Annotated in this window: 18 protein-coding genes; 6 read left to right on the plus strand and 12 right to left on the minus strand. The window is 71.2% G+C overall.

The window, feature by feature from the left end:
- Positions 1–17 precede the first annotated feature (17 nt).
- From WME89_RS02990 to WME89_RS03000, 3 genes are all read left to right on the plus strand, one after another.
- Positions 18–326: a hypothetical protein gene (locus tag WME89_RS02990; RefSeq protein ID WP_438007774.1), complete on the plus strand. Its 309-nt coding sequence runs from the start codon at positions 18–20 to the stop codon at positions 324–326.
- Between the two features lie 14 nt (positions 327–340).
- On the plus strand, positions 341–1,267 hold the full coding sequence (locus WME89_RS02995) for an alpha/beta fold hydrolase (RefSeq protein ID WP_437623424.1): 927 nt from the start codon (positions 341–343) through the stop codon (positions 1,265–1,267).
- A gap of 500 nt (positions 1,268–1,767) precedes the next feature.
- Positions 1,768–3,417: a protein kinase domain-containing protein gene (locus WME89_RS03000; RefSeq protein ID WP_438007775.1), complete on the plus strand. Its 1,650-nt coding sequence runs from the start codon at positions 1,768–1,770 to the stop codon at positions 3,415–3,417.
- A gap of 122 nt (positions 3,418–3,539) precedes the next feature.
- Here the strand turns inward: WME89_RS03000 and WME89_RS03005 are convergent, their stop codons facing one another.
- From WME89_RS03005 to treS, 4 genes are all read right to left on the minus strand, one after another.
- Complete coding sequence (locus WME89_RS03005) at positions 3,540–4,190, minus strand: superoxide dismutase family protein (protein WP_438007776.1); 651 nt, start codon at positions 4,188–4,190, stop codon at positions 3,540–3,542.
- Positions 4,191–4,408: 218 nt separating this feature from the next.
- The gene (locus WME89_RS03010) at positions 4,409–4,945 is read right to left on the minus strand and encodes a hypothetical protein (protein WP_438007777.1); all 537 of its coding nucleotides are present in this window, start codon (positions 4,943–4,945) and stop codon (positions 4,409–4,411) included.
- 188 nt (positions 4,946–5,133) lie between these two features.
- Positions 5,134–6,000: a hypothetical protein gene (locus WME89_RS03015; protein WP_438007778.1), complete on the minus strand. Its 867-nt coding sequence runs from the start codon at positions 5,998–6,000 to the stop codon at positions 5,134–5,136.
- 447 nt (positions 6,001–6,447) lie between these two features.
- Entirely contained in the window at positions 6,448–9,849 is a 3,402-nt protein-coding gene (gene treS / locus WME89_RS03020; RefSeq protein ID WP_438007779.1) for a maltose alpha-D-glucosyltransferase, read from the minus strand.
- Between the two features lie 414 nt (positions 9,850–10,263).
- Between treS and WME89_RS03025 the strand changes: the two genes are divergently transcribed.
- Both WME89_RS03025 and WME89_RS03030 read left to right on the plus strand, forming a co-directional pair.
- Complete coding sequence (locus WME89_RS03025) at positions 10,264–10,869, plus strand: hypothetical protein (protein ID WP_438007780.1); 606 nt, start codon at positions 10,264–10,266, stop codon at positions 10,867–10,869.
- A 138-nt stretch (positions 10,870–11,007) separates the two neighbouring features.
- Entirely contained in the window at positions 11,008–12,609 is a 1,602-nt protein-coding gene (locus tag WME89_RS03030) for a serine/threonine-protein kinase (protein WP_438007781.1), read from the plus strand.
- Between the two features lie 27 nt (positions 12,610–12,636).
- Here WME89_RS03030 and gspC read toward each other — a convergent pair whose 3' ends face one another.
- The 3 genes from gspC to WME89_RS03045 all read right to left on the minus strand — a co-directional run bounded on the left by gspC (position 12,637) and on the right by WME89_RS03045 (position 16,350).
- A complete protein-coding gene (gene gspC, locus WME89_RS03035) occupies positions 12,637–13,608 on the minus strand; it encodes a type II secretion system protein GspC (protein ID WP_438007782.1) in 972 nt (323 codons plus the stop codon).
- A gap of 361 nt (positions 13,609–13,969) precedes the next feature.
- Positions 13,970–15,763 carry a cytochrome b N-terminal domain-containing protein gene (locus WME89_RS03040; RefSeq protein ID WP_438007783.1) on the minus strand — a complete coding sequence of 598 codons (1,794 nt, stop codon included), beginning with the start codon at positions 15,761–15,763 and terminating at the stop codon, positions 13,970–13,972.
- On the minus strand, positions 15,760–16,350 hold the full coding sequence (locus WME89_RS03045) for a ubiquinol-cytochrome c reductase iron-sulfur subunit (RefSeq protein WP_438007784.1): 591 nt from the start codon (positions 16,348–16,350) through the stop codon (positions 15,760–15,762). Before WME89_RS03045 ends, WME89_RS03040 begins: the two co-directional genes overlap by 4 nt.
- Before the next feature lie 268 nt (positions 16,351–16,618).
- Here WME89_RS03045 and WME89_RS03050 point away from each other — a divergent pair, with 268 nt between their 5' ends.
- Positions 16,619–18,982 carry an autotransporter assembly complex protein TamA gene (locus tag WME89_RS03050; protein ID WP_438007785.1) on the plus strand — a complete coding sequence of 788 codons (2,364 nt, stop codon included), beginning with the start codon at positions 16,619–16,621 and terminating at the stop codon, positions 18,980–18,982.
- A 75-nt stretch (positions 18,983–19,057) separates the two neighbouring features.
- Here WME89_RS03050 and WME89_RS03055 read toward each other — a convergent pair whose 3' ends face one another.
- The 5 genes from WME89_RS03055 to WME89_RS03075 all read right to left on the minus strand — a co-directional run bounded on the left by WME89_RS03055 (position 19,058) and on the right by WME89_RS03075 (position 24,474).
- On the minus strand, positions 19,058–19,363 hold the full coding sequence (locus WME89_RS03055) for a hypothetical protein (RefSeq protein WP_437654239.1): 306 nt from the start codon (positions 19,361–19,363) through the stop codon (positions 19,058–19,060).
- 229 nt (positions 19,364–19,592) lie between these two features.
- Complete coding sequence (locus tag WME89_RS03060; RefSeq protein ID WP_438007786.1) at positions 19,593–21,968, minus strand: (Fe-S)-binding protein; 2,376 nt, start codon at positions 21,966–21,968, stop codon at positions 19,593–19,595.
- Between the two features lie 263 nt (positions 21,969–22,231).
- Positions 22,232–22,951 carry a hypothetical protein gene (locus tag WME89_RS03065; protein WP_438007787.1) on the minus strand — a complete coding sequence of 240 codons (720 nt, stop codon included), beginning with the start codon at positions 22,949–22,951 and terminating at the stop codon, positions 22,232–22,234.
- Positions 22,941–23,777, minus strand: coding sequence for a TrmH family RNA methyltransferase (locus tag WME89_RS03070; protein ID WP_438007788.1), 837 nt, complete (start codon positions 23,775–23,777; stop codon positions 22,941–22,943). The genes WME89_RS03065 and WME89_RS03070 overlap by 11 nt, the downstream gene beginning before the upstream one ends.
- 169 nt (positions 23,778–23,946) lie before the next feature.
- Complete coding sequence (locus WME89_RS03075; protein WP_438007789.1) at positions 23,947–24,474, minus strand: ureidoglycolate lyase; 528 nt, start codon at positions 24,472–24,474, stop codon at positions 23,947–23,949.
- Positions 24,475–24,608: the final 134 nt, after the last annotated feature.

Below are 24,608 nucleotides of genomic sequence, written 5' to 3' on the forward strand. Positions count from 1 at the left end.
CGTGAAAGGAGCTGAGCATGACAGTTCGACCTGATCGCACGGCCCCCCAGGGCCAGCCTGGTGTCGGGCACCACCGTTTCGAGGATCGGCACGGTGGTCCGGACGGGGCTCGTCACCACATGGACGAGGAGCGCCTGGAGCGGCTCGTGCGCGCCGCGCAGGAGGCCTCGGGTCAAGCCGTGCGCGAGAGCCGCCGCGAGCCCGGCCAGGATCGTCGGGGGGACAGCGGCGGCGTCGACGCTCGACCGGCTCCGAGGACCGCGAGCATCGCCGACATCGAGCGCGCTGACGACGAGGGAATGACGCTCCCGCCGGAGGAGAAGTGATGGGCGCGCGCGCGATGAGCCTTGATTCGGTCGTCGAGCGGCTCGTGCCGAACGTGCTCCGCAAAGCGGAGCGCGCGCCCCTCGCCCCGGCGCTGGACGCGGAGGTCCGCCACGTCGACACGTGGAGCGCGGGGCGCCTCGCTTACTATGTCGACACGCGCGCTGCGGGGCGCCCCGTGGTGCTCCTTCACGGCGTCGACGCGGCCGCCTCGTCCCGGGAGGTGGCTCCCCTGTTCGATGCGCTCCGCCGGGAGCGGCCTGTCTATGCCCTCGATCTCCCGGGGTTCGGCCTCTCGGAGCGCGCCGATCGCACCTACGACCGCGAGCTCTATCGCGCCGCCGTGCGCCGGTTCCTCACGGACGTGGTGCGCGCGTCGGGCGGCGCCGACGTCGTCGCGCTGTCGCTCTCCTCCGAGTTCGCCGCCGCCGTCGCGTGCGAGGAGATGAGCCTCGTCCACAGCCTCGTGCTCGTGTCCCCCACGGGGCTCGGCCGCGCGGCGCCCGGCGCGAGCTTCCTCCTCCGCGCTGTCTCGCACGTACCCCACGTCGCCGAGGCGCTCTATCGCGTGCTCGCCACGCCGCCGAGCATCCGCTGGTTCCTGAAGAAGAGCTTCGTCGGCGCCCCGGATCCCGGCCTGGTCGACTACGCGATCGGCACCTCGAAGGAGCCCGGCGCTCACCGCGCCCCGCTCGCGTTCATCGCCGGCGACCTCTTCACCGAGGACGCCTTCGAGCGCCTCTATGCGCGCCTGCCGGTCTCCACCCTGGTCCTCTACGACCAGGATCCCTACGCGCGCTTCGACCGCATCGACGACCTCACGCAGCAGAACGCGCGCGTGGAGGTCGCTCGCATCACGCCGACGCGCGGCCTCCCCCACTTCGAGCAGCTCGACGCCACGCTCGAGGTGGTCCGCCGGTTCTGGGCGCAGGACCCCTGGTAGACGCCTCACCTCCAGCGCGACAACGGCAGCGCTTCGTCCGCGCCGCGCGCCGCGCGGGGCGGCCGCGTGGCCTGAATCGGCGAACATGTGAGCGCCATTACTGACTCGATCCATCGTTGGCGCGGGGTTGGCGCCGCGAGCGTCCGCGGCGGAGCACAGGATCGACGTCGCGCGACCCCACCGCACGCCGCCGTTCGTGGCGCTGTCAGTGTACAATGACGTCGTGACCGATAGACTGGCGCGTTGACCCGAGCACATGTGCGCGTGGCCACAGAGCAGGTGGCTCGGGCCCGATGCATTTCGTTAGGGCCCCAACGTTTTTTGGCTCGACCGGGTTCGCCCTACAGCGATGGAGCGGCGCGCCAGAATGCTGCGCCGCGACGGCAGGGCGATGGAGCAACGCGCCACACGCTCGCGGTGAGCCCGATTGTTTCCGAGCGTAAAAGTCTTTGCAAACTTCAGGTCAACGGAGTAATTAAGCTCTTATAGCGGGGGATGTCGTGAATGCAGGCGGTCAAATCATCTCGACGAACAAGCAAGCGAGTAACAGCTTGCTTGGTCGATACCGCCTAGTTGCAAAATTAGGCCGCGGTGGAATGGCGGATGTGTTCCTCGCCGTGTCCCGCGGGCCAGGGTCGTTCAACAAGCTCGTTGTCGTCAAGTGCCTCCGCGTGGGGATGGCGGAGGACCCGCGCTACGTCCTGATGTTCCTGGACGAGGCCAAGCTGTCGGCTCGGCTCAACCACCCGAACGTCATCCAGACCTACGAGATCGGGGGCGAGAGCGGCGGGTACTTCATCGTGATGGAGTACCTGGAGGGCCAGCCGCTCAAGGACATCGTCAGGGCGGTGGTGAGCGGCTGTCCCGGCGCCCCGAACTTCACGCGCGCGGTGTGGGTCAGGATCATCGCCGAGACGCTGCGCGGGCTGCACTACGCCCACGAGCTCACGGATTTCGACGGCCGGCTGCTCGGCATCGTTCACCGCGACGTCTCCCCGCACAACATCTTCATCACGTACGACGGCGCGGTGAAGATCGTCGATTTCGGCGTCGCGAAGGCGTCCCTCAACGCGGCGCACACCGAGAGCGGAACCTTCAAGGGCAAGATGGCGTACGCCGCGCCCGAGCAGGCGATGGCGAGCGAGGACGTCGACCGGCGGGCCGACGTCTTCGCGATCGGCATCGTGCTCTGGGAGCTCCTCGCGATGCGCCGGCTGTTCGATGGCGATCATGTCGCCGTGATGCACCAGCTGCTCACGCGGGACATCCCCCGGCTCTCCACCGTCATGCCGGACATCGACCCGGCGCTCGACGACATCGTGGCGAAGGCCCTCCAGCGCGACCCGGCGCGACGCTTCGACACCGCGCAGGAGATGGGCGACGCGCTGGAGAGCTACCTGCTCGTCTCGGGCGAGGACGTCCGCAACGAGCAGCTCGGCGCGTATGTGCTCGAGATGTTCGCCGAGAGCCGGGCGCTCGTCCGCCAGCAGGTCACCGCGCAGTTCGAGTACCTGACCTCGCTGGACGTCGCGGGCGACATCCAGCGCGCGTCGATGATCAGCGAGTTCCCTCGCGCCTCGATGGTCATGGGGATGAACCGCTCGATGTGGCCCTCCGCGACCGCGGCGGCGCTCCCCGTCCTCAGCGATCACAGCACCCCTGGCCAGCGCCAGCACGAGCAGCCGGCGGCCGATCCGGACAGCCTCGGCGCGACCGTGGGCCGCGCCTCGCCCTGGCGGCAGCGCGGGTACCTCTTCACGGCGCTCGGCGCGGCAGCGCTGCTGGCCGCGGGGGCCGTCGCCATGGCCCAGGGGGGCGCGCGGCCGGACGGCCAGGCGCAGGTTCCGGATCCGGCGCCCATCACGACGTCCTCGGCCGCTCCGGAGTACACTGGCGTGAAGGCCAAGGTCACGATCAAGAGCGAGCCCTCCGACGCCAACGTGACGTGGAACGGGACGGAGCTCGGCAAGACGCCGCTCAGCGTCGAGCTGCCCACCGGGATGCAGGTCGTCGTCGTGTCGCGGTCCGGGTGCTTCGACGAGTCGCTCTTTCTGCAGCTCTCCGAGTCGGATGTCGTCGAGCGCACTGTCTCGCTCCGGCGTCAGGAGATCACGACGATGCCCTCGAAGAAGGACTCGGCCTCTCGCTAGCTGCGCCGTGCGAGTCAGCACGACGCAGCCAGCGAGACGCCGCGTGCACCAGCGTCGGACGCGGGAGCGTGGCTCCACCATCCGGAGTCCGGGACAGTGGAGCCGAGGCGCTCCGGCGGAGGCTACTCCGTCTCGATGAGGCCGCAGCCGATGCGGCCGCCCGCGCTCGGGTCTGCCGCGGCGTGAACGACGATCGCGAACTGCGTCACGTCGGTGCTGGCGCCATCGCCGACGGTCCAGACGTCGGTGCCGCGCGTGACCGTGTGCGTGCCCTCGCCGCTCGCATCACACGTGAAGCTGCCGAGTCCCTCTCCGTTGGGGACCCAGTGGGCGCCCGCATCGTCAGCGTTGCTCCCGCAGCTCTTGTTCTCGTGGATATGCGCGGAGTGCTCGCCTTCAGGGCAGCCGGACACCGTGATGGTGAGCGTCACCTCGTCTCCGCTCTGCTCGAAGACCGCAGTCCCGGCCAGCTCGATCGAGTTCACCCCCTCGAGCTCGGCCTCCGCGCGCGCGGACGCGCCGCCGCCGCTGCCGCCGTCACCGCCGCCGCTGCCGCCATCACCGCCGCCGCTGCCGCCATCGCCGCCGCCGTTCCCGCCGCCACCCGACGTGGACGCGCCCGTCGAGGCATCACCGCCGCCCGTCCCTGAGCCGCTCGCAGACGAGGTGCTCGTGCTGCTGGAGCCAGCGGACGTCTCGCCGTCGTCTCCGCACGCCGTCAAGAGCGCGCTGGCGCCAAGGGCGATCACCGAGAGCTTCAACCACCGTGACATAAGTCTCCTTTCCTCGGCGCGTTCCGAGCGAGCACGCATTTGCTCGCCAGGCGCGGCCAAGCCATCGAGCGCACGAGTATGTCCCAACACGGCGCGCGTCCAAGGAGCTCGGCGCGAAAATCACACCCGGAGCGCCATATTGGTCATTTATTTGCGGTGATGACAGAAAAATATAGGCCTGCTGGGCACCGTCGGTGCCTCGCCTGCGCCGTGCGGGGCTATCCCTCCTTGAGCGCCCGGGCGGACGCTGCCCTGACCGCGAGGCGCTCGTATTCGCGACCGAGCCAGTCGAGGAAACCCTGATTCCAGGGAGGGCCGTCGGGCCAGCCCTCGCGAATGCGGCCGGCGAGCTCGAGATCCCAGCTCCCGTAGAGGTCCACGAGCGCGTCGTGTGCCTTGCGGCCGGCCAGCGCTTCAGGGGCGCCGCGAGGCTCGCCCCCGTGCGCGAAGGCGTCGTCGCAGACGTAGTAATTGCATGTCGCCGCGCGCCGCTCCGGCGGGATGGTGCAGCCCTCGTGGCCGTGGAAAGCGCACCGCTTCGGCAGCGCTCGGCCGTCGCTGCCGCGGGGCTCGACGCGGAGGATGAGCAGGCCGCGCTGGCCAGGGCGCAGGCTGCCCGCCGCGATCTGCTCGAACAGCCAGCCTGCGCCGCCCAGCGACACGATCCTCCCGATGTCCGACCACTCGACGCCAGGAGGGCTGGCGCAGCAGCCGGTCGGCCCCTGCGGGCAGGCGCCGCAAAGCGTCGAGTGCAACCGCGTATGCGCGCCTGCGAGCTCCAGCCGGATCATCGCCCCTCCGGCGCTCCAGGATAACGGCGCTCCCCGCTCCGTCCAGCGGCCTGCCTCAGCCAGCCTGTCTCAGCCAAGCAGCGCGCCGCAGCCACGCGGCCTCGGCGGCCGACGCGCGGGGCAGGGGACCCGGCGAGCGCCCGCGTTCGGGGTCACCACACCCCCCTCACCGCGACGCTGCTGGCGGACGCGGTGATCTCGGTGCGCTGGTGCGTGAAGAGCGCGAACCCGAGCGTGCCGGCGGCCAGCACGCCGCCCGTGATGAAGCTGGCCGCGCCGAGCTCGCGCGCCGTGAACATGGTGTTCTCGTAGCTGGCGGCCTTCTTACATTCGGGCGCGATGAGGCGAAGGCAGTTGTTGCCGCCGACGCTCCGCGCTGTCTCGTCCCGGTTCACCTCCGCCTCGTGCGCCACGACCATCAGCACCCCGCCGAGCGCCAGAAAGACCGTCGAGGCGGCGATCCCCCCCACGATGAGGCCGGTCCGCAGCCCGGAGCCCGGCGGCGCGCTCGCCAGCGCGGGGCCCCTCGTCGCCGTGGGCCTGAGCGCCGGAGCCGCCAGATCGAGCCGCACCTCGCGGACCTCTCCGCGGCGGACATCGATGTCGACCCTGACGGAGGCACCGTTGAGCGTCGCGGCGATGGTGTGGTGTCCAGGGTTGACGGGAACGGGCTTGTCGCGCTCGACCGTGACCTGCTCGCCGTCGAGGGTGCAGGACGCCCCGGCGGGAACGGCGATGCGGATCTCGCCGACGAGCTGGCGCGCGCGCGCCAGGTCGAACAGCCGCGATTCGTACAGCTCACGCTCCTCCGGCGTGCTCGGCGGCCGCATGATCTCCTTGCAGAGCGACAGCCAGCGCACGGCAGCGGGCGCGTCGCCGATCCGGTAGGAGAGCGCCCCGATGTTGCAGGCGGCGACCTGCGAGCGCTCCATCTTCCAGATCCCCTGCCACATCTCGCGCGACTCCGCGAAGTGGCCCTCCGCCTGCGCGGCATTCGCCTGCGCGCGCAGGCGGGTCACGGCGTCTTCCACCGGCTCATGGGTGGGCTCGGCGCGAACCATGGATGAGAAAAACAGAAGAGAGGCGGTAATGCGCAGTCCCAGGCCGATTTGCCACATCCTGCTCACGGGGTAGGACCTCCTGGCCCGAGGTTCGGGTCAACCGCGCTCTCCGGGGCTCTCCTTCGGCGGCGCAGGACGACAGCCTAGCAGAGGGAGCCGCCGTACGACTCGACTCTTCGCCTGCCGAACGCGCCAATCGCCTCGCGCCAAGGCACCTTCTTCCCTCGAGAGCCGATGCGAGCGCCCGCCGGCCAGCTGCCGCCGCCCGCCGCGCGCCGATCATCGAACGAGGGCCGTCGAGCCGCCGCAAGCGCTCCACCCCAGGCGCGCGCCGGGTAAGGCGGCGCCTGAGGCGGCTCTGACCAGGCCGGGGAGGGAGAGAGAAGGGGACGACCGGGAAGTTGATTACGCTCTGGGCGTAATCAGGTGTTCCAGCCCGCGGAGCGGGATGTCCAGCCACTCAGGACGGTTGTTGAGCTCGTAGCCGAGCTCGTAGATGACCTTCTCGAGCATGTAGAAGTCGAGCAAGAGCACCGTGTCCGCGTCGCTCGCGGGCACGAACGGCGCCGTCTCGTCGGTCCGCGCCTCCGCCGTCGCCTGGGCGCGCGCGATCGTCTCCAGGTAGCCCGCGAGGTAGCTCGCGGAGATCCAGGCCACCCACGCTTCGGTCCACGGCTTGAGCACGGTGACGTCCTCCGGCCGGAGGCGGCCGTCCCTGAGCGCCGCGGCGCCGGCGTAGTCGAACGAGCGCAGCATCCCGCCCACGTCCCGGAGCGGGCCGCGCTTGTAGCGGCGCTCGCTCAGCGGCCTCGCCGGCTCCCCCTCGAAATCGATCAGGATGAAGTCGTCGCCCGTCGAGAGCACCTGGCCGAGGTGGAAGTCGCCGTGCGTCCGGATACGGGTGACGTCGAACTTCCTCGACACGATCTGCTGGAGCTTCGCGTTGATCTCGGCCTCGCGCTGCAGCAGCGCCGACACCTGCTCCCGCACGTTCTCGGGGAGCGAGCGCTCGCGCTTCCTCAGCAGCGCGAAGGTGCGCGAGAGCATGCCGTGCGCCGACTGGAAGATCGACTGCTGGTGCAGCGTCGTGAACGGCTGCTGCCCGAGCGCGGGGTCCTTGCTCGGCTTGCCGAGCGTGAGGTGGAGCTGCGCGGTGCGCTCGCCGAGCAGCCGCATCCTCACGAGCTCGGTGCCCATGAGCTGGTTCACGATCGGAGGGGGCGCCGTGCGCGACGCGTCGACCAGCGTGCCGGTCGGCATGGGCGGCGCGCTCCCCTTCACCGACTCCTCGTCGGCGAGCACCCGCTCGAAGAAGCGGTTCAGCGCCTCGAGCGTGCTCGTCCACGCGTCGCTCTGGCTCTGCACGTACTCCTGGAGCATCGCCACCGTGGTCGCTTCGCGACCGCGGGCCCGGTAGTCGATCGCCCCGGCGAGCCGCGGCGTGGACGGGAACTGGTGCTCCGTGAGGAACCGGCCGATCTCGAGCTCCGGGTTGATGCCCTCCTCGACCTGCCGGAAGATCTTGAGGAGCAGCTTGTCGCCGTAGATGATCGTCGTGTTGCTCTGCTCGCTCTCGGCGATGCGCGCCGGGAGCTCTCCCTCCGCGCCCAGCGCCTCCAGGGTCGTCCCGAGCGGCAGCGCGTGGAGCTCGCCGGCGGTGCCTGCGGCGACGCCCTGCGCCCGGATCGCGGCGAGGATCAGCGAGGCGAACTCCGGGGTCGCGAGCGCGTCGTAGAGGATGCCCTCCGGCGCGGCCGCGCTCTCCGGGTCCGGGTCGCGCACGGTGACGTCCGCGATCACCGCGTGGCGCGTGCGCGTCGCGAGCTCCCGCGCGCGATCGCCCGTCGCGAAGCCGATCGGCACGACGTAGGTCTCCGGCGAGCCGTCCGTGTACTCGACGCGCACGAGCAGGATGAAGTGCTGCGCCGCCCCTTGCTCGTCGCGCGACATCGGGATGACGTCCGCGAGCGTCGTGGTGCGCCGGGTGCGCGCCTTTCCGCGGAACCAGCGGCGCACCGCGATGTACTTGCCGATCGCCGGCTCGAGCGCCCGGCGCCCCTCGGGGGAGAGGAGCGCCTGCCACGTGCCCTTCGTCGAGATCGCGGGCGCCGCCTGGCCATCGCCCGCGGACACCGCCGGCACCGCCGGCTCCAGCGAGAACCAGAAGAAATCGTGCGGCCCGAGCGACAGCGAGTAGCAGCGGCTCGTGCTCGTGATCTCCGGGAAGCGGCTCCTGCCGAACAGCTCGACAGGCACCATGCCCGAGAAGCGCGTGAGGTCGAGCTCGACGTGCTGCGCGTAGCGCGAGAGGTTCGCCACGACGAGGAGCCGCTCGTCCCCGTGCGCGCGGATGAACGCGAGCACCTTGCTGTTGTCCGGGTGCAGGAACTCGATCGTCCCGCGGCCGAGCACCTTGTACTGCTTGCGCAGGGTGATGAGCCGCTTCATCCACCAGAGGAGCGAGGCGGGGTTCTGCTGCTGCGCCTCGACGTTGATCGCCTCGTAGTGGTACTCGGGGTCGATGATGATCGGCAGGTAGAGCTTCTGCGGGTTCGCCCTGGAGAAGCCGGCGTTCCGGTCGGCGCTCCACTGCATCGGCGTGCGCACGCCGTCGCGGTCGCCGAGATAGATGTTGTCGCCCATCCCGATCTCGTCGCCGTAGTAGAGGACGGGCGTCCCCGGCAGCGAGAAGAGCAGCGCGTTCATCAGCTCGATCCTGCGCCGCGTCTTCATGAGCGGGGCGAGCCGCCGGCGGATGCCGAGGTTGATGCGCGCCGTGTGCTCCTGCGCGTAGACGCGGTACATGTAGTCCCGGTCCTCGTCGGTCACCATCTCGAGCGTCAGCTCGTCGTGGTTCCGGAGGAACGTCGCCCACTGGCTGTTCTCGTGGACCTGGGGCGTCTGCTTCAGGATGTTGACGATGGGGAAGCTGTCCTCGAGCTCCACCGCCATGAACATCCTGGGCATCAGCGGGAAGTGGAAGTTCATGTGACACTCGTCGCCGTTCCCGAAGTACGCGGCGGCGTCGGCGGGCCACTGGTTGGCCTCCGCGAGGAGCATGCGATCGGAGAAGTTCGCGTCGATGTGGCGCCTGAGCTTCTTCAGGAATTCGTGCGTCTCCGGCAGGTTCTCGCAGTTCGTCCCGTCGCGCTCGTAGAGGTACGGCACGGCGTCGAGCCGGAGCCCGTCGACGCCCATCTCCAGCCAGAAGTCGACCACCTTGAACATGGCGGCGTGCACGTCCGGGTTCTCGAAGTTGAGGTCGGGCTGGTGGGAGTAGAAGCGGTGCCAGTAATAGGCGTTGGCGACCGGATCCCAGGCCCAGTTCGACGTCTCGAAGTCCTTGAAGATGATCCGGGCGTCCTTGTAGCGGTGGGGCGTGTCGCTCCACACGTAGAAGTCGCGCCAGCGCGAGCCCTTGGGAGCGGTCCGCGCCCGCTGGAACCACTCGTGCTCGTTCGAGGTGTGGTTCAGGACGAGCTCGGTGATGACGCGGATGTCGCGGCGGTGCGCCTCGCGCAGCAGGCGGGCGAACTCGCGCCGGGTCCCGTAAGACGGGTTGATGTTGGTGTAGTCCGCGATGTCGTATCCGCCGTCGCGCAGCGGCGAGGGGTAGAAGGGCAAGAGCCAGATCGCGGTGACGCCTAGATCCTGGAGATAGTCGAGCTTTTCAACGAGCCCCTCGAAGTCGCCGATGCCGTCGGCGTTCGAGTCGCTGAACGCGCGGACATGGAGCTCGTAGATGATCGCGTCCTTGTACCAGAGGGCGCTGCCTTCAGCGGGAGGGGGCTTCTGATCCTGGCTCATGTCTGCTCCGACGAATGCGCGTTATCCACGCGACGACGCCGGGCGCACAGGATTCAGCGGTACGGGCCTGATGCGGCGTGAGCCGCCACCCGGGCCAGAAGAGGCCAGGAGGCAAGGCACGCTGCGGAGGTCCACCGCTGGGCGCGCACTGCCGTCCCACGCAGGTGACGCGGATCACGTGTATAGTTTAACTACTTGGAATTGCAAGACCGCGCGGGCCCGACCTCGGATAGCACGCCTCGCGCGGGGAGCAAAGCGCTGTGGCGGCGTCGATCGACGTCGAACGACGCCGCCTGCTGTCGAGATCGCTGCTTCGCGCGCTCGGCCCACACGTCGAACCGCAGCCGGTGTAAGAAGCGTCGGCACCTCGTTCTGCCATCGGGCGAGCTCATGCCCATCGAAGGAGCATTCTCAATGATGCGTGTCTTCCGCGTACTCCCGCTCTGCCTCGCCGCGCTCGGAGCGCTCGCGTGCTCGTCGACGCCCGAGCCGACGACGGACCCGAGCAACCCGTGCCCGCCGGGCCAGTGGTGCGCCGCGGCCGTGCCGACCACGCCCGCGACCACGGTGCCCACCGTCACCCCCACCACCACGGCGCCCGCGGGCACCGCCGCCACGCCGGTCCCGCCGGTCGCCGCGGTGGCCGCCACGCCCATCCTGCAGGGGATGGGCACGACGGAGGCCCCGGGGATGAAGGCGGACGGCGGGCCGTTCGCGGGGCAGTTCCAGGAGGGCCAGTCGCTCGAGCAGCAGATCAACATCTCGCCCGGCAAGTGCTACACGGTCGTCGGCATCGGCATCGGGGTCCAGGAGCTCGACATCCAGCTCGTCTCGCAGCCGGCGCCCGCGCTGCCGCCCGTCGTCCTCGCGCAGGACAGCACCACGGGCGCCGCGGCGACGCTCGGCGGCAAGGCCTCGGGCTGCTGGAAGAACCCGCTGCCGATCGGCGGCCCGGGCAAGGTGATCCTCAAGGCGACGAAGGGCGCGGGCATCGCGGCCGCGCAGGTCTTCTCGAAGTGACGCCGCCCCGCCGCGCGCCGGCGTGACGCCCGCGCGCGGGCCCGGGCGGGCGCCGCCCTGCGCGCGACGCTCCCTATTCACGCCGCCCGCGTCCTCCCCTAAAAACAGGCGAGCGCGGCCGCGACCGCGCGCGACGCCATGAGCGAGACCGTCTTCCTCGGCCCCGACGCCAGCTGCACCCTCGCGACGTCGCGCTGGGTCTGGCTGTCGTCGCGGCTCCCGCCGGACCTCGAGGAGCAGGCGGTGCGGCGCGTCGCGTGGATGTCGCTCTGCACGGTCGTCGTGGGCGCCTTCGGGTTCATCGTCTCGGAGCTCGTCCCGAGCCTCCAGCTCGGCCCTCACCCGATCCGCTTCGCTGTCTACCTGCCGTTCATGCTCGTCTCGGCCGCGCTCTTCGTCGTCGCGCGGCGGAGGCTCCTCTCGCCGTCGCGGATCGTCGACCTCTCGTTCGCCTACAAGGTCCTGGGCGCCGCCTCGATCGCGGTCGTCTCGAACGCGCAGCCGTGGCCGGCGGGGCCGATGCTGCCGGGCTGGTCGCCGGTGGCCATCTGGGTGCTGATGTTCCCCATCATCGTCCCCGGCCCGAGCGTGCGCACGCTGTTCACGTCGACGCTGGCGATCCTCACCGAGCCGGCGTTCCTCTGGGTGCTCGTCCGGTCGGGCTTCATGGAGCTGCCGTCGCGCGACGCGATGATCCGCCGCTTCTTCCCGAGCGTCATCGCGCTGGCGCTCTCCGTGTTCGTGTCGCGCGTCGTGTTCGGGCTCGGGCGCAAGCTCGACGCGGCGCGGGAGCTCGGCAGCTACCGCCTCGTCGAGCGGCTCGGCGGCGGCGGCATGGGCGAGGTGTGGCGGGCGAAGCACCGGATGCTCGCGCGCCCGGCGGCCGTGAAGCTGATCCGCCCGGAGGCGATCCAGGGCGGGGCGGCGAGCTACGGCACGGCGAAGCTGCGGTTCGAGCGCGAGGCGCAGGCGACCGCCGCGCTCCGGTCGCCGCACACGATCGGCATCTTCGACTTCGGCGTCGCCCGCGACGGGTCGTTCTACTACGTGATGGAGCTGCTCGACGGCATGGACCTCGAGACGCTCGTCAAGCTGGACGGCCCGCAGCCGCCCGCGCGGGTGGTCCACCTGCTCCGGCAGGCCTGCCACTCGCTCCACGAGGCGCACAAGGCGTTCCTCGTGCACCGCGACATCAAGCCCGCCAACCTGTTCCTGTGCCGCTACGGCGCGGACCTCGATTTCCTGAAGGTGCTCGACTTCGGGCTGGTGGCCGAGCGCAGGAAGGACGTGGCCCCGTCCACGCTCACCGAGGACAACACGATCACCGGGACGCCGGCGTTCATGGCCCCGGAGGTGGTGCTCGGCGACCGCCCGGTCGACGGCCGGACCGACATCTACGCGCTCGGGTGCGTCGCGTACTGGCTGCTCACGGGCGCGCTCGTGTTCGAGGCCGAGACGGCGATGAAGACGGTGCTGCTCCACGCGACCGAGGCGCCCGTCGCGCCGTCGAAGCGGGCGGCGCGCACGATCCCGCCGGCGCTCGACCGCATCGTGCTCGACTGCCTGGAGAAGGACCCGGCGAGGCGGCCGCGGTCGGCGCGCGAGCTGTCCGAGCGGCTCGCCGCGCTGCACATGGACGCCGAGTGGACCGAGCAGCACGCGGCGGCGTGGTGGGAGGCGGTCGCGCCGCCCTCGCTGGCGGGCCGGCCGGCCAGGGTCGCGGTCGACGCCTTCGGCTGAGCCCCGCGCCGGCCGCGGGGCGCGCCGTCAGCGGATGTTGAAGTCGACCGTCATCAGCTGGCCGCCGCGCTCGATCGCGACGGACAGGTGGTCCGCGGTCCGGAGCCGCGCGTAAGCCTCGAGCGCCTTCTGCGGATCGGTGAGGCTGAAGCCGTTGATCGACCTCAGGGAATCGCCGCTCTCCAGCCCGAGCGACTCGAGCAGCGAGCCCCGCTTGATCCTGAGCTTCAGCCCGACGACCTGGTCCCCTCGCCGCTCCGGGGTCACCCGGGCGGAGCGCATGAGGAGCGCCTGCTGCTCGAGGATCTGGTCCACCGCCGACCGGTCGACGTTGAACTCGGTGGCGCTCACCCGCCGGATGCGCGCGGCGATCTCGGGCGGGACCGAGCTCAGGTTGGCCTCGCCGCCGACCGGCTTCGCCTGGGGCCGGGGCTGCGGCGCCGGCGCGTCGTTCGGCGCCGCAGCCCCCCCGCCCGCGGTCTTTCCGAGCTGGAGCTGACAGCGCGCGCCGCCCGCGGTGAGCCAGACGCGGTCCCAGGCGATGCGCGCGAGCGTGCCGCCGGGCGTGTCGCCGCCGAGCCGCTGGAGCTGCGTCCGTCCATCGGGACCCGCGATCGCGGCGAACGACCACGCGGCGTCCTCCGACGCCGCGATGAGCACGACGCGCCCGGCGTCGCAGATCGGATCGCTCCACGGGTCGCCGTTCGTCGTGGGCGCGCGCTCGTCGTGGGCGCCGCCCGGCGGCTGGAGGAGCGGCCCCGTGGCCGAGTCGAACGGGTTGCGCCGCAGGATCGCCTCCGCGCTCGTCGCGTGCAGGCCGCCGTCGTGCGGCGCGCGGCTCGAGGCCGAGGGCGGGGAAGACGGCCTGGCGGCGCTGTCCGGGATGATCGTCTTCCCGACGAGGTGCGAGACCCCCGCCGCCTGAAAGTAGGCGGCGGACGCGATCATCGTGCCTGCGATCCACGGGAAGTGATGCTTCACGGCCGCATCCAGGTCCACGGGTCCTGCTCTTTCCAGGGTTAGCGCGCGCGGCTGCCCTCGGCGCGAGCGCCGCGCGCACGCCGGCGCGTGGCGACCGTGCACGATGTCGCCACCGACGCGCCCCTCGAGGAGGCACAGCACCGTGCGTGCCGGCCTGCGCGCCGGCGCGACCCGCGCGCGAGCTCCCGCCGCAGCGCGCCTTGACCTGAACGGATCGGCGCGCTCCGGCGCGCGCCGCGCCGTGGACCCGAACGGAGCAGCGCGCTCCGGCGCGCGCCGCGCCGTGGACCCGAACGGATCGGCGCGCTCCGGCGCGCGCCGCGCCGGGGCTCAGCAAGAGGGGGTGGTCGGGGACCGTGTCAGCCCGCGAGCGGCTCGCTCAGGGCTTCTTCTCGGGCGCGCTGGCGGCGGCCGTCTTCGCGGACTCTCCGCGTCCGCGCCGGTACACCCAGGCGGCGAGGATCTTCCTGTCGCTCGCGGAGATCTTCTCCTCGAAGGCCGGCATGTGGCCTTCCAGGTCCTTCGACATGGCCGCCGGCGGGTAGGCCTTGCCGCTGCCGGGGTTCGTGATCTGCGCCTCGATCCACGCGACCGAGGCCCAGCCGCGGAGCTCGGGGGCGGCGGACTCCTCGTCGTCGGTCTTGCCGTCGAGCCGGTGGCAGCTCGTGCACCGCTGGCGGACCATCTTCTCTCCCGGCGTCCCGGCGCCAGGCTCCCCGCGCGCCTGCGCCTCCAGGAACGCGGCGATCGTCTCCTGGTCGGCCGCGCTCATCGGCGTGAACACCTTCGCCGCCTCGGGATCCGCGGGCGGCTTGATCACCGACGGCATCATCTCCTTGAACGCCGTCTTGCCGAAGAGGTGGTCGGCGTCGGGGTCCCTCAGCACCTCGAGCGCCCAGGCCTTCGTCCCGAACCCGGTGAGATCCGGCGCGGTCTGCTTGTCCTTCGGCGGGCCGAGATCGTTCAGCCGGTGGCAGCTCGCGCACTCCTTCTTGTAGAGGTCCTCGCCGCGCGTCTCCGGATCGTTCCGGAGCATCGCGAGCGCGCCCTCGGGCGGGACGCCCTGCTTGAACAGCGCCACCGCGCGCGCGGTCCGCTCGGCGCTCTGCGCCTGCGAGCGCTGGTAGCCCTCGTCCTTCCGGTCGGACAGGTACGACTTCGCGAGGAGGCCGACGGCCCCGAGGCCGACGAGGAACAGCGGCGCGAGCGCCGGCAGCCGCGCGCGGACCGGGCCGGGCTTCCTGTCGATGAACGGGAGCAGCGCGAGGTAGAGCCCGATGATACCCGGTATGCCGACGGTGGCGATGAGCTCCAGCTGGCCGGGGAAGAACTTGCGCAGCTCGAAGAGCGGGCGGAAGTACCACGCCGGGCGGGCGTTGTAGTCGCTGACCGGGTCCGCGGGCGCCTCGAGGGGCGCGCCGTGCTCGACGGCCGCGAGGTCGAAGAGGATGACGAGCACGATCGCCCCGGCCAGCAGGATCATGCCGAGCTGCTTCGGGAAGAACCGGTCCACCCTCCTGAGATCGGCGCCGTGGGGCGGGCTGTAGCCGTGCTTGCGGAACAGCGCGAAGCTCCCGGCGAGCAGCAGGGCCGTGACCGCCGGCAGCACGAAGACGTGCAGGCTGTAGAGCCGCGTCACGGTCAGGTGACCGAGCGAGGTGCCGCCGACGACGAGCTGCTGCGTGAACGGCCCGACGACGGGGACCGCGCCCATGATGCCCGTCTCGACGCGCGCGCCCCAGTAGCCGTCCTGGTCCCACGGGAGCGGGTTGCCCGTGAAGGTGAAGCCGAGGATCACCCCGAGCAGGCCGAGCCGCAGGAGCCAGTTGACCTCGCGCGGCGCGCGGTACGCGCCGTGGATCGCGATCTGCGCCACGTGGATCGCGACCAGGATGACCAGCGCCTGCGCGCCGAAGTAGTGCAGGCCCCGGACGAGCCAGCCGGCGCGCAGCGTGAAGTTGATGTGCGCGACGCTCGCCCACGCCGTCGTCGCGCTCGGCGCGTAGGCCGACATGAGCAGCGCGCCCGTGATCGCCTCGACGAGCAGCAGCAGCGCGATCGCGCCCCCCCAGACGTAGCCGATGCGCGCGCCGCCCGGGATCGGCTCGTCGAGCAGGCGGCGGATCGGCTCGCGGTGACCGATGCGTTCGTTCAACCAGTCGCCGAGGCTCACCCTGCGATCTCCTGCAGCTCGGCGGTCCCGTCACGGTAGCGCCGGAAGTCCACCTCGACCCAGCCGTCCACGACCCGCGTCGCGAGCGGATCCATGGGGCGCGGGGACGGTCCCGTCTCGGGCACGCCCGACAGGGCGAAGCGCGACGCGTGGCACGGGCAGTTGAAGCTCTTCTTGTCGCCGTTGAGCTCGATCCCGCAGCCGAGGTGGGGGCACGTTGCGCTCATCGCGCGGATCTTCTCGCCCTCGCGGATGACCCAGATCGCGCCGAGCATCTGATCCTTCGCGACCGTGAAGGCGTCGCGCTCCTCGCCGACCACCTTGAGGCGCCGCGGCTCGCCCGGCGGGAGATCCGCGAGGCGCGCGACCCGGACCCAGCGCTCGCGCCCGCCTGTGGAGGCGGCGGCGTTGCCAGCGGCTGGGCCGGTGAGGAAGGTCGCCGCCGGGGCGGCGAGCGCGCCCGCGTAGGCCAGACCGCCGATCGCCACGAGCGCCTTCAGGGCGCCGCGCCGCTCCTCGGGGGGCGGGCCGCCGAGCGGCGCGCCTGGGCCCGCGGGCACCCCGTGCGCGCCGGGCTCATGCGGCAATCCATATCCGAGGTACCCACCGGCACCAGGTTCCTTTTGCGTCGGCTCTGCCATCTCGTAGGCTCTCCCTCGCTCGTGCCGCTCTCCGAGCGCCCACCCAGACTCGGAGCGGGCCCTCGGCGGCCGGAGCGGACGGCAGCATATCGAAAACACAGGCGTAACGTTGAATCCTCGCCATCGCGCACACCGCGGCCACCGCATCGCCGCCGGCTCAACCGAAAGTTACCTTTCAGGTGTCCAGGACCCGCTGGCACGGACCGTCGCCGCGGTGCTCGTCACGTCCGCCGCCCTCGGCGCCTCGGCCTGCACTGCCTCGCGTCAACCCCCGCCGTGCACGCGCCCCGACCTCAGCGGGTGCGCCATCGAGGACGTCTCGTTCGAAGGCGGCGAGGTGATCAGCGGCGACGAGCTCGCCGATCGCATCGCGACGGCCGAGAGCTCGCACCTGCTCGGCGGCGCCTTCGAGCACGTGCCGATCCTGAGCATCTGGGACGCGCTCACGGTCGAGTACGAGCGCTTCGATCGGTTCGTCCTCGAGCGGGACATGGCCCGCATCGAGCGGTACTACCGGGCGCGCGGGTTCTACAACGCGCGGGCGCGCGCGGCCCGGGTGCAGCGCGCGGGCGGCCCCGACAAAGAGGGGCGCGTGCGGGTGCGCATCGTCGTCTCCGAGGGAGAGCCGGTGAAGGTCGCGTCGGTGGACCTCCAGTGGCGCGACTGGACCCTGGAGAAGGGCAGGGACATCGCCCGGCCGGTGACCGAGGCGCAGGCGCAGCTCAAGGTCGGCGAGCGCCTGGACGAGGATCAGTACGAGGAGCTCAAGAAGACGTTGCTGCGGGTCCTCACGGATCGCGGCTTCGCCTACGCGACCGTCGAGGGGCACGTCGACGTCGATATCGTGAAGAACCAGGCGCGCGTCCGCTACACGATCGAGCTCGGCCCCGAGTGCACGTTCGGCAAGGTCAACCTGAAGGGGCTCGGCGAGCTCCCGGAGGCGCCCGTCCGGACGGCGATCGGCATCGAGGAGGGCGAGCGGTTCTCGACCGCGGTGCTCGCGGAAGCGGAGCAGGCGCTCGCCGACTTCGGCGTGTTCGGCGCCGTCGCCGTGAAGCCCGAGCTCGCGCCGCCCGGGCAGCCGAGGAGCCCGGTCGTCCCCGTGACCTTCTCCGTGGAGCCGGCCGCGCTGCGCGCCGTGCGGCTCGGCGGCGGCGCCGAGGTCGGCTCGCGCATCGAGACGCACCTCGTCGCCGGGTGGGAGGATCGCAACTTCCTCGGGGGGCTGCGCCGCTTCAACATCGAGGCCCGGCCGGGGCTGGTCTTCTACCCGCTGGAGTTCTCGAGCCTGTTCGGCACCGAGCTGAAGGACGATTTCCGCCTCCTGCCGGAGATCCAGCTGCGGTCCGAGCTCCGCCAGCCGGGGGCCATCGAGCGGCGTACGGCCGCGGTGCTGCGCGGCTCGTTCAAGCTTTATTGCCCGCAGACCGGGGAGTACTGCAACCCCCCCAAGCCCACCACGCCGCAAGACGCCGAGCAGCAGGAGCAGACCGAGGCGGAAGAGAAGCCCGAGCACTCGATCGTCGGCTACCGCGAGTACATCGGCTCCATCGGCCTGGAGCGGCCTTTTCTGAAATCGGACCTGAACGCTTCGCTTCTCTACAACGTTCAGCTGAACAGCCCGTTCACCTACAACCCGGCGCCGCTGCCCGCGGGCTTCGGGACCATCTTCATCCCCTACCTCCAGGCGCTCGTGTCCTATGACCGCCGCCTGAACCGGGCAGGGAAGCCCGACAGGCTCAGCCCTCATCACGGCTACTACGTCGCGCTCGATGCTCAGCTGGCTGGCTACCTCGCGTTCGACACCGCGATAGCGAAGACCCTGGTCGGCAAGACGGTCGTCGACGCGAACAAGTTCCACGACGCGCGCGACATCCGTCTGCAGCCCGAGTTTCGCGGTTACCTTCCCGTCTCGAAGAAGTGGACCCTCGGCTTCCGCCTGATGACCGGGTGGTTGTTCCCGACCAACCCGCGTCTCGACTACGGCGAGGCGTCCTTTGACCCGACCCGGTGCGACATCGGGGCGAGCAGCCAGGAGAGGGCGCAGTGCGGCGCCGACCTTCAGCTGATGCAGTTCCGCGGGTTCTTCAGCGGCGGCGCGACGAGCAACCGCGGATACGGCTACAACGAGGTCGGCCCGCACGCGCGCGTGCCGAGCCCCACGGCCTCGAACACCACGGATGGCACGACCAGACCCGAAGCTCCGCTGGTTCCGATCGGCGGCCGGCTGCTCTGGGAGACGAGCCTGGAGCTCCGGATGCAGATCGGGGAGAGCTTCGGCACCGTGGTCTTCCTCGACGCCGGCGACGTCACGCGAGAGCACAAGCTGTTCCGCTCAGGGGCGCAGCGCCCGCATCTCTCGGCCGGCGTCGGGCTGCGCTACGTCACGCCCGTGGGCCCGCTCCGCCTGGACGTTGGCTACCGCGTCCCCTGCATGCAGGTGATCGGCATGTGCTACCAGACCATGGAGGAAGCGGAAAAAAACGAGAAGAAGTGGCCCGACGGCGAGGGCAACCCGAGCCTGCTGTTCGACGTGCTCCCCATCGCCGTGAACCTGGCGATCGGCGAGGCGTTCTGACGTGAACGCAAGCCGCCCGGCCGTCACCGGGCGGCGGCGCGGCCCGCGCTCATGGGCGTGGCCGCGGCGGCGGGCTCAGCCCTCTTCTTCCTCGACGTTCCAGGCGGACAGCGCGGTCATCCCGATGGCGACGGCGCAGCCGCCGCACAGGGCGGGCTCCTCGAACCGGAGCTCCTCGCCGCGCGACCACACATAGAGGCCGCGCCCGGCGGGCTCGCCCTCGATGGCCGTGTCGCACACGTCGCAGCGGAGCTCTGTTGTGCCTGAGTCTGCCTGGCGCGCGCGCAGCGCGCTGTCGGCGACGGCGTCGACCGAGATGCAGATCGGCTGAGTCAATGTCCCCGTGAGCCGGTAATCCGCGTTCGCGGTACCCTCCGGCATAGGGCGGGGGTCCAGGTTCACGGTCCCCTTCAGAGCGCCTTCAATCACATCCACCTCCGGCGGCACGGCCGAATCTAGCTCAGGCCGAGACGGGACGCACGAGAAGGCTACGCCTGATCTCCGTCAGGCTTGCTCCAGGGCGTAAATGTGGGGAAGCACGCGGGATCGTGCGCCATGAACCTCATGGCGAGACGGCCCCGCGTGCGCTCGGAACGGAATGGACGGAGGTCTAGGCGTTGGCGGACGCGGCCGTATCGGCGGCGGCCTCGGGCGAGGCGGCGCGGCTGGTGGCCGGGCGGTCGAGCGCGCAGCTCTCTTCGAGCAGCTCGACCACGTCGAGCTGGCGGATCGAGTCCTCCTTGGACTGATCCTTGAGGCCGTCGGTGATCATCGTCTGGCAGAACGGGCAGGCGGTCGCGATGGTCTTCGCCTCGGTCTGGAGCAGCTGCAGCGTCCGCTTGACGTTCACGCGGTCCTTGTTCTGCTCCTCCATCCACATCTGCGCGCCGCCGGCGCCGCAGCAGAGCCCCTTCTGCCGGTTCCACCCCTCGGCCTCGACCAGCTGCACGCCGGGGATGCTCTTCAGGATGTCGCGCGGCTGCTCGTACACGTCGTTGTAGCGGCCGAGGTAGCAGGAGTCGTGGAAGACGACCTTGCCCTGGACCGGCTTCCTGGGGACGAGCTTCTTCTCGGCGACGAGGCCGAGCAGGAAGTCCGTGTGGTGCACGACCTCGAACTTCGCGCCGAAGTCGGGGTACTCGTTGGCGAGCGTGTTGAAGCAGTGGGGGCAGGTCGTGACGATCTTCCGGATGCCCCCCTGCTCCTTGTAGCCGTTGAGGGTCGCGGCGTTCTGCTCGGCGAGCATCGCGAAGAGGTACTCGTTCCCCGCGCGGCGCGCCGGATCGCCGGTGCAGGTCTCCTCCTGGCCGAGGATCGCGAAGTCGACGCCGGCGGCCTTCAGGAGCCGGGCGGTCGCGCGGGCGATCTTCTTCGCGCGGTCGTCGTAGCTCGCCGCGCAGCCGACCCAGTAGAGCACGGGCGCCTGCGGCTTGTCGGCCATGCTCGGGATCTCGAGCCCCTCGGCCCAGTTGCCGCGGTCGATGCGCGCGAGGTTCCACGGGTTGCCGTTGACCTCCATCGCGTTGAACGGGTTCCCGAGCTCGGCCGGGAACTCGCCCTTCACGAGGACCAGGTGGCGGCGCATGGAGACGATCTTGTCGACGTAGCTGATCATCACCGGGCACTGCTCCTCGCAGGCCCGGCACGTCGTGCAGGCCCAGAGCACGTCCGGATGAACGACGTTCGCCACGAGGTCGACCGGCTTGTACGCGGCCTCGGGGACCGGGACCGGGTTCTCCGGCGCTGCCTGCTCCGTGTGCCCCGCGCCCTCCTGTGCCTCGGCGCCCTCGCCGCCCTGCGCGGCCGCGCCGTCGGCGGCGTGCCCGTTCGCCTGGGCGGCCTGGCCGTCGGCGGCGAGCCCGCGCGGGCCGCCCGGCCTGTTGATGAACTCGCCCTCCCGGCCGTACAGGTGGTCGCGCAGGTCGAGCGTGAGCTGCTTGGGGCTCAGGATCTTGCCGGTCTTGTGGGCCGGGCAGTTGTCGGTACAGCGGCCGCACTCGGTGCACGTGTAGAAGTCGAGGATCGCCTTCCAGGTGAAGTCCTCGATGCGGCCCACGCCGACCGGGGCGGCCTTCTCGGGCTCCTCGGCGGCCTTCATGACCATCTCGCCGATCGCCTCGGCGTTGCCCGCGACGAGCGGCAGCCGGCCGCGTGGGTCGAGGTTGCGCGTGAAGACGTTCGGGATCGACGTGATGATGTGGAAGTGCTTCGAGTGCGGGAGCAGGTTCAGGAACACGAGCACCAGCGTGACGTGGGTCCAGAACCCGATGTGCGCGAGGACGACGAGGGTCCCCGGGCTGGCGCTGCTCAGGAGCACGCCGAACAGCGACCCCGCGGGGGCGGGGAACAGGTGCCAGCGGAGCGCCGCCGGGTCCGCGGGCACGCCCGCGAACGGGGCGGTGACCGTGGCGATGCGCTCGCAGAGCCTCGCGTCGTCGGGGCCGCACGTCATCGTGGACCACCGGTGGTGCAGCGCCAGCGAGGCGCCGTCATAGAGCATGTCGCTCACCATCATCGTGACGATGATGCCGAGGATGAGCAGCCCCTCGCCGGACAGGGTCATGCGCCGCTCGCGCTTGATCGCCCGGTAGTAGATGAACACGAGCGCGCCGGTGACGACCAGCGTGGCCATGACGTCCTTCACGAACTCGTAGATGCCGCCGAGCGGCACCGCGCCGATGCCGGGCAGCCGCACGGGCTCATGCCCCAGGATCCAGAGGTCGAACGACGGGTCGATGCCGCGCCCCCACAGGATCAGCGTGCGGAGCAGGAGAACCAGGAATCCGACGAAGATGAGCTTATGCGCGAGCCCGGCGAGCGGGTAGTAACCCATCTTCCGCTGGCGGAAGGCGTACTCCCAGGTGCCTTTGAGGCGATCGGCGATACGATCGAGCCGGCTTTCCCCGCGCCCGACCTTGAGGAGCTGCCAACGCCGGTTGGCGCTCCACGCGAAGGCGGCGAAGAGGCCGACGAGCAATGTGAGCATCCAGATAGGATTCATTCGCGGGACGTCTCCGGGTGCAAAATGGCCACATCTTTTAAGGTGGGGGAGTGGCGGTCGTCAACCGCGCGACCGCCATGAATCGCGCGCGGAGAGCTCGCGCCGGAGCCCTCTCCACGACGTTCCCGCCGATGTTCCCGCCGGCGTTCCCGCGAGGGCGGATACCGCGGTTGTACGGGCCGCGCGTCGTCGCGCTTTCACCACCGTGCCCGGCGGCGCGCCGCCGGGAGGCGCGCCCGGCCAGAGGCTCAGAGCGTGAACTCCACGCTCTTCTCCTCGGTCGCGGCCGAGGGGGACAGGTCGAGCGCCATGCTGTACGAGCGCTGGCCGATGCGCGCGCTGAGGCGGACGCGGACGGGCGCCGTCGCGTCGTTCAGCTTGTCGAGCCGCACGACGACGCGGTAGCGGCCCCGGGCCGGCTCGCCCTCGGTGAGGAAGACGTTCTCCACGTTCTGCTCCTGGCACTCGCCGCTCACGCGGGGGCAGTCGCGGTCCTTCATGAGGCCGCTTGCCGTCGGCTCCCCGACGCGGGCGAGCTCTCCCGTCGGGTCATAGACGTTGAGATCGACGTCGGCCTCGGCCTCCTCCCAGGCGATCGTGAACTGGAGGATCCCGGTGTGGAGCCCGCACCCCTCGTCGATCACGCCGTTGCAGTTGTTGTCGTGGGCGTCGAAGCAGAGCTCGACCCCGGTCGGCGTGCAGGCGACCTCGAGCCCGACGCCCTCCGAGACCTGGAGGTCCTTCGGCTCGAGCGGCGGCCTGGGCGGCGGCGGCGGCACCTCGATGCACCCCGCGAGGAGCAGGGCGAGCAGCGCCGCCGCGCGCGGGATGGCGAGCGCGATCGCCGCGCCCGCGGCGGCGAGGCGCTCGCGGGGGGCGCGAGGCGCGCCCGGGGCGGCGCCGTGGGCGCGGGGCGCTCGCCGCGGGGGACCTTGGCTTGGCGTGGGGGGCTGCGGGCTATCCACCATCGGGCTCCTGGGGGGCGCCGGCGTTGCGCTCTTCCTGCGCGGGCAGCGCGGGGGGCCGGCGCGGCTTGGGGCCGCGCGGCTTCGGGGGAGGAGGGGGCGGCCCTCCGAGGGACAGGGGCAGTTGCATGCCGCGCGCGGCGAGGATCTCCGCCGCGTGGGGCACGGTGAGCACCAGCGCGCGGGCATAGAGCCTGATCTGGTAAGGCTCGGGCAGATCGCCCGGCCGGCCGTTCGTCGCGTGCTCGAGCAGGATCGCCGCGGTGACGCTCACGTTGAGGCTCTCGGCGAAGCCGCGCATCGGGACGCGCACGGCGCGGGCGCAGGCGGCGGCCAGGTCGGGGCGGATGCCGTCGCGCTCGTTGCCGAGCACCAGCGCGAGGCGGGGGATGCTCGAGAGGTCGCGCGGAGTCAGCGAGCCGTCCGGGTGCGTCGCCACGAGCTCGTGCCCCGAGGCGCGGAGCGAGGCGATCGCGGCCCCGGCGCTCGCGTGCGTGTGCACGTCGACCCAGCGCTCGGAGCCGCGCGAGACGGTGTTCGAGACGAGGAACGGCTCGGCCCGCTCGATGATGTGCAGCCGCTGCAGGCCGAACGCGTCGCAGGAGCGGAGCACGGCCGCCCCGTTGTGCGGGTCGTGCGGCGCGTCCATGGCCACGGTGACCGCGTCGAGGCGCGTCGCGATGACCCCGCGCAGCCGGGCCCTGCGCTCGCTCGTGACGAACTCCTCGAGGAGGCGGGCGACGGCGGCGGCGTCGAGGACATCGAGCGCGGCGAGCAGCCTTCGCTGCTCCTGCGCGACGAACGAGCAGTTGGGGGTCGAGCGGCGCATGGAGGGTCGGGGCGCCTCTATAGCGCGGAGCGCGTCCGGAGGCTGCGACGCCGCGCGCGGCGGCGCAGCCCGGGGACGATCTCGTCTCGCCGACGCGGCCGCGCCCGCGGCGATGGCGCCGGCCGCCGCGCCTCGCCGGACCGGGGGCGACGGAGGAGAGGGCCGGCGGTCAGGGATCGATCTCGACCTCGACCCGCTCGCCCTCCTCGTACTCGACCACGGCGCAGTCGCCAGGAGATCCGTCTTCCCAGACCAGGCAGACGAAGTCGGTCTCCGCGTCGAGCGCGATCATCGGGTGGTGCCACACGCCGGGGCGGTAGGTGATGCCCTGGGCGCCGTGGGCGATGAAGGCGGCGAGCGTCCCGAGGTCGGGCCGGTCGCCGCCCAGGGCGACCACGACGAGGTAACGGCGCGCGGTCATCGGCACGAACGCCTGCGTCGAGCCGGGGTGCTTCTCGAGCAGGGCGAGCGGCAGCGGGAAGCTCGAGCGCGGCGCGCAGCGGAACACAGAGACGTTGAGCGCCGCCCGCCCCGGGCGGAGGTTCTCGATCCCGGCGAGGTGATCGAAGCGGCGGGCGGTCCCCTGGTTGGCCGGTTTGCCGGGCTGGCCGTGCGGCGAGGCCATGAGGACATCGCCGTACGGCGCATAGGCGGCGGGGCTGAGCGGATGGGCGGCGATGCGCGGGCGGTGGCTCATCGAGAGGGGCGACTGTGGCGCTGCGCCACGCGTGTGGCCCCCTTGCGGAGGCGCGCCGGGCCGCGAGCGCGGATCGAGAGGTTATCACGTCGCTCGTTCCCCGCAGCAGGGCGGCGCTCGCGGGCGCCACGGGG

It is taken from the genome of Sorangium sp. So ce321 (genome assembly GCF_051530195.1).
In the GTDB taxonomy this organism is placed as follows: domain Bacteria; phylum Myxococcota_A; class Polyangia; order Polyangiales; family Polyangiaceae; genus Sorangium.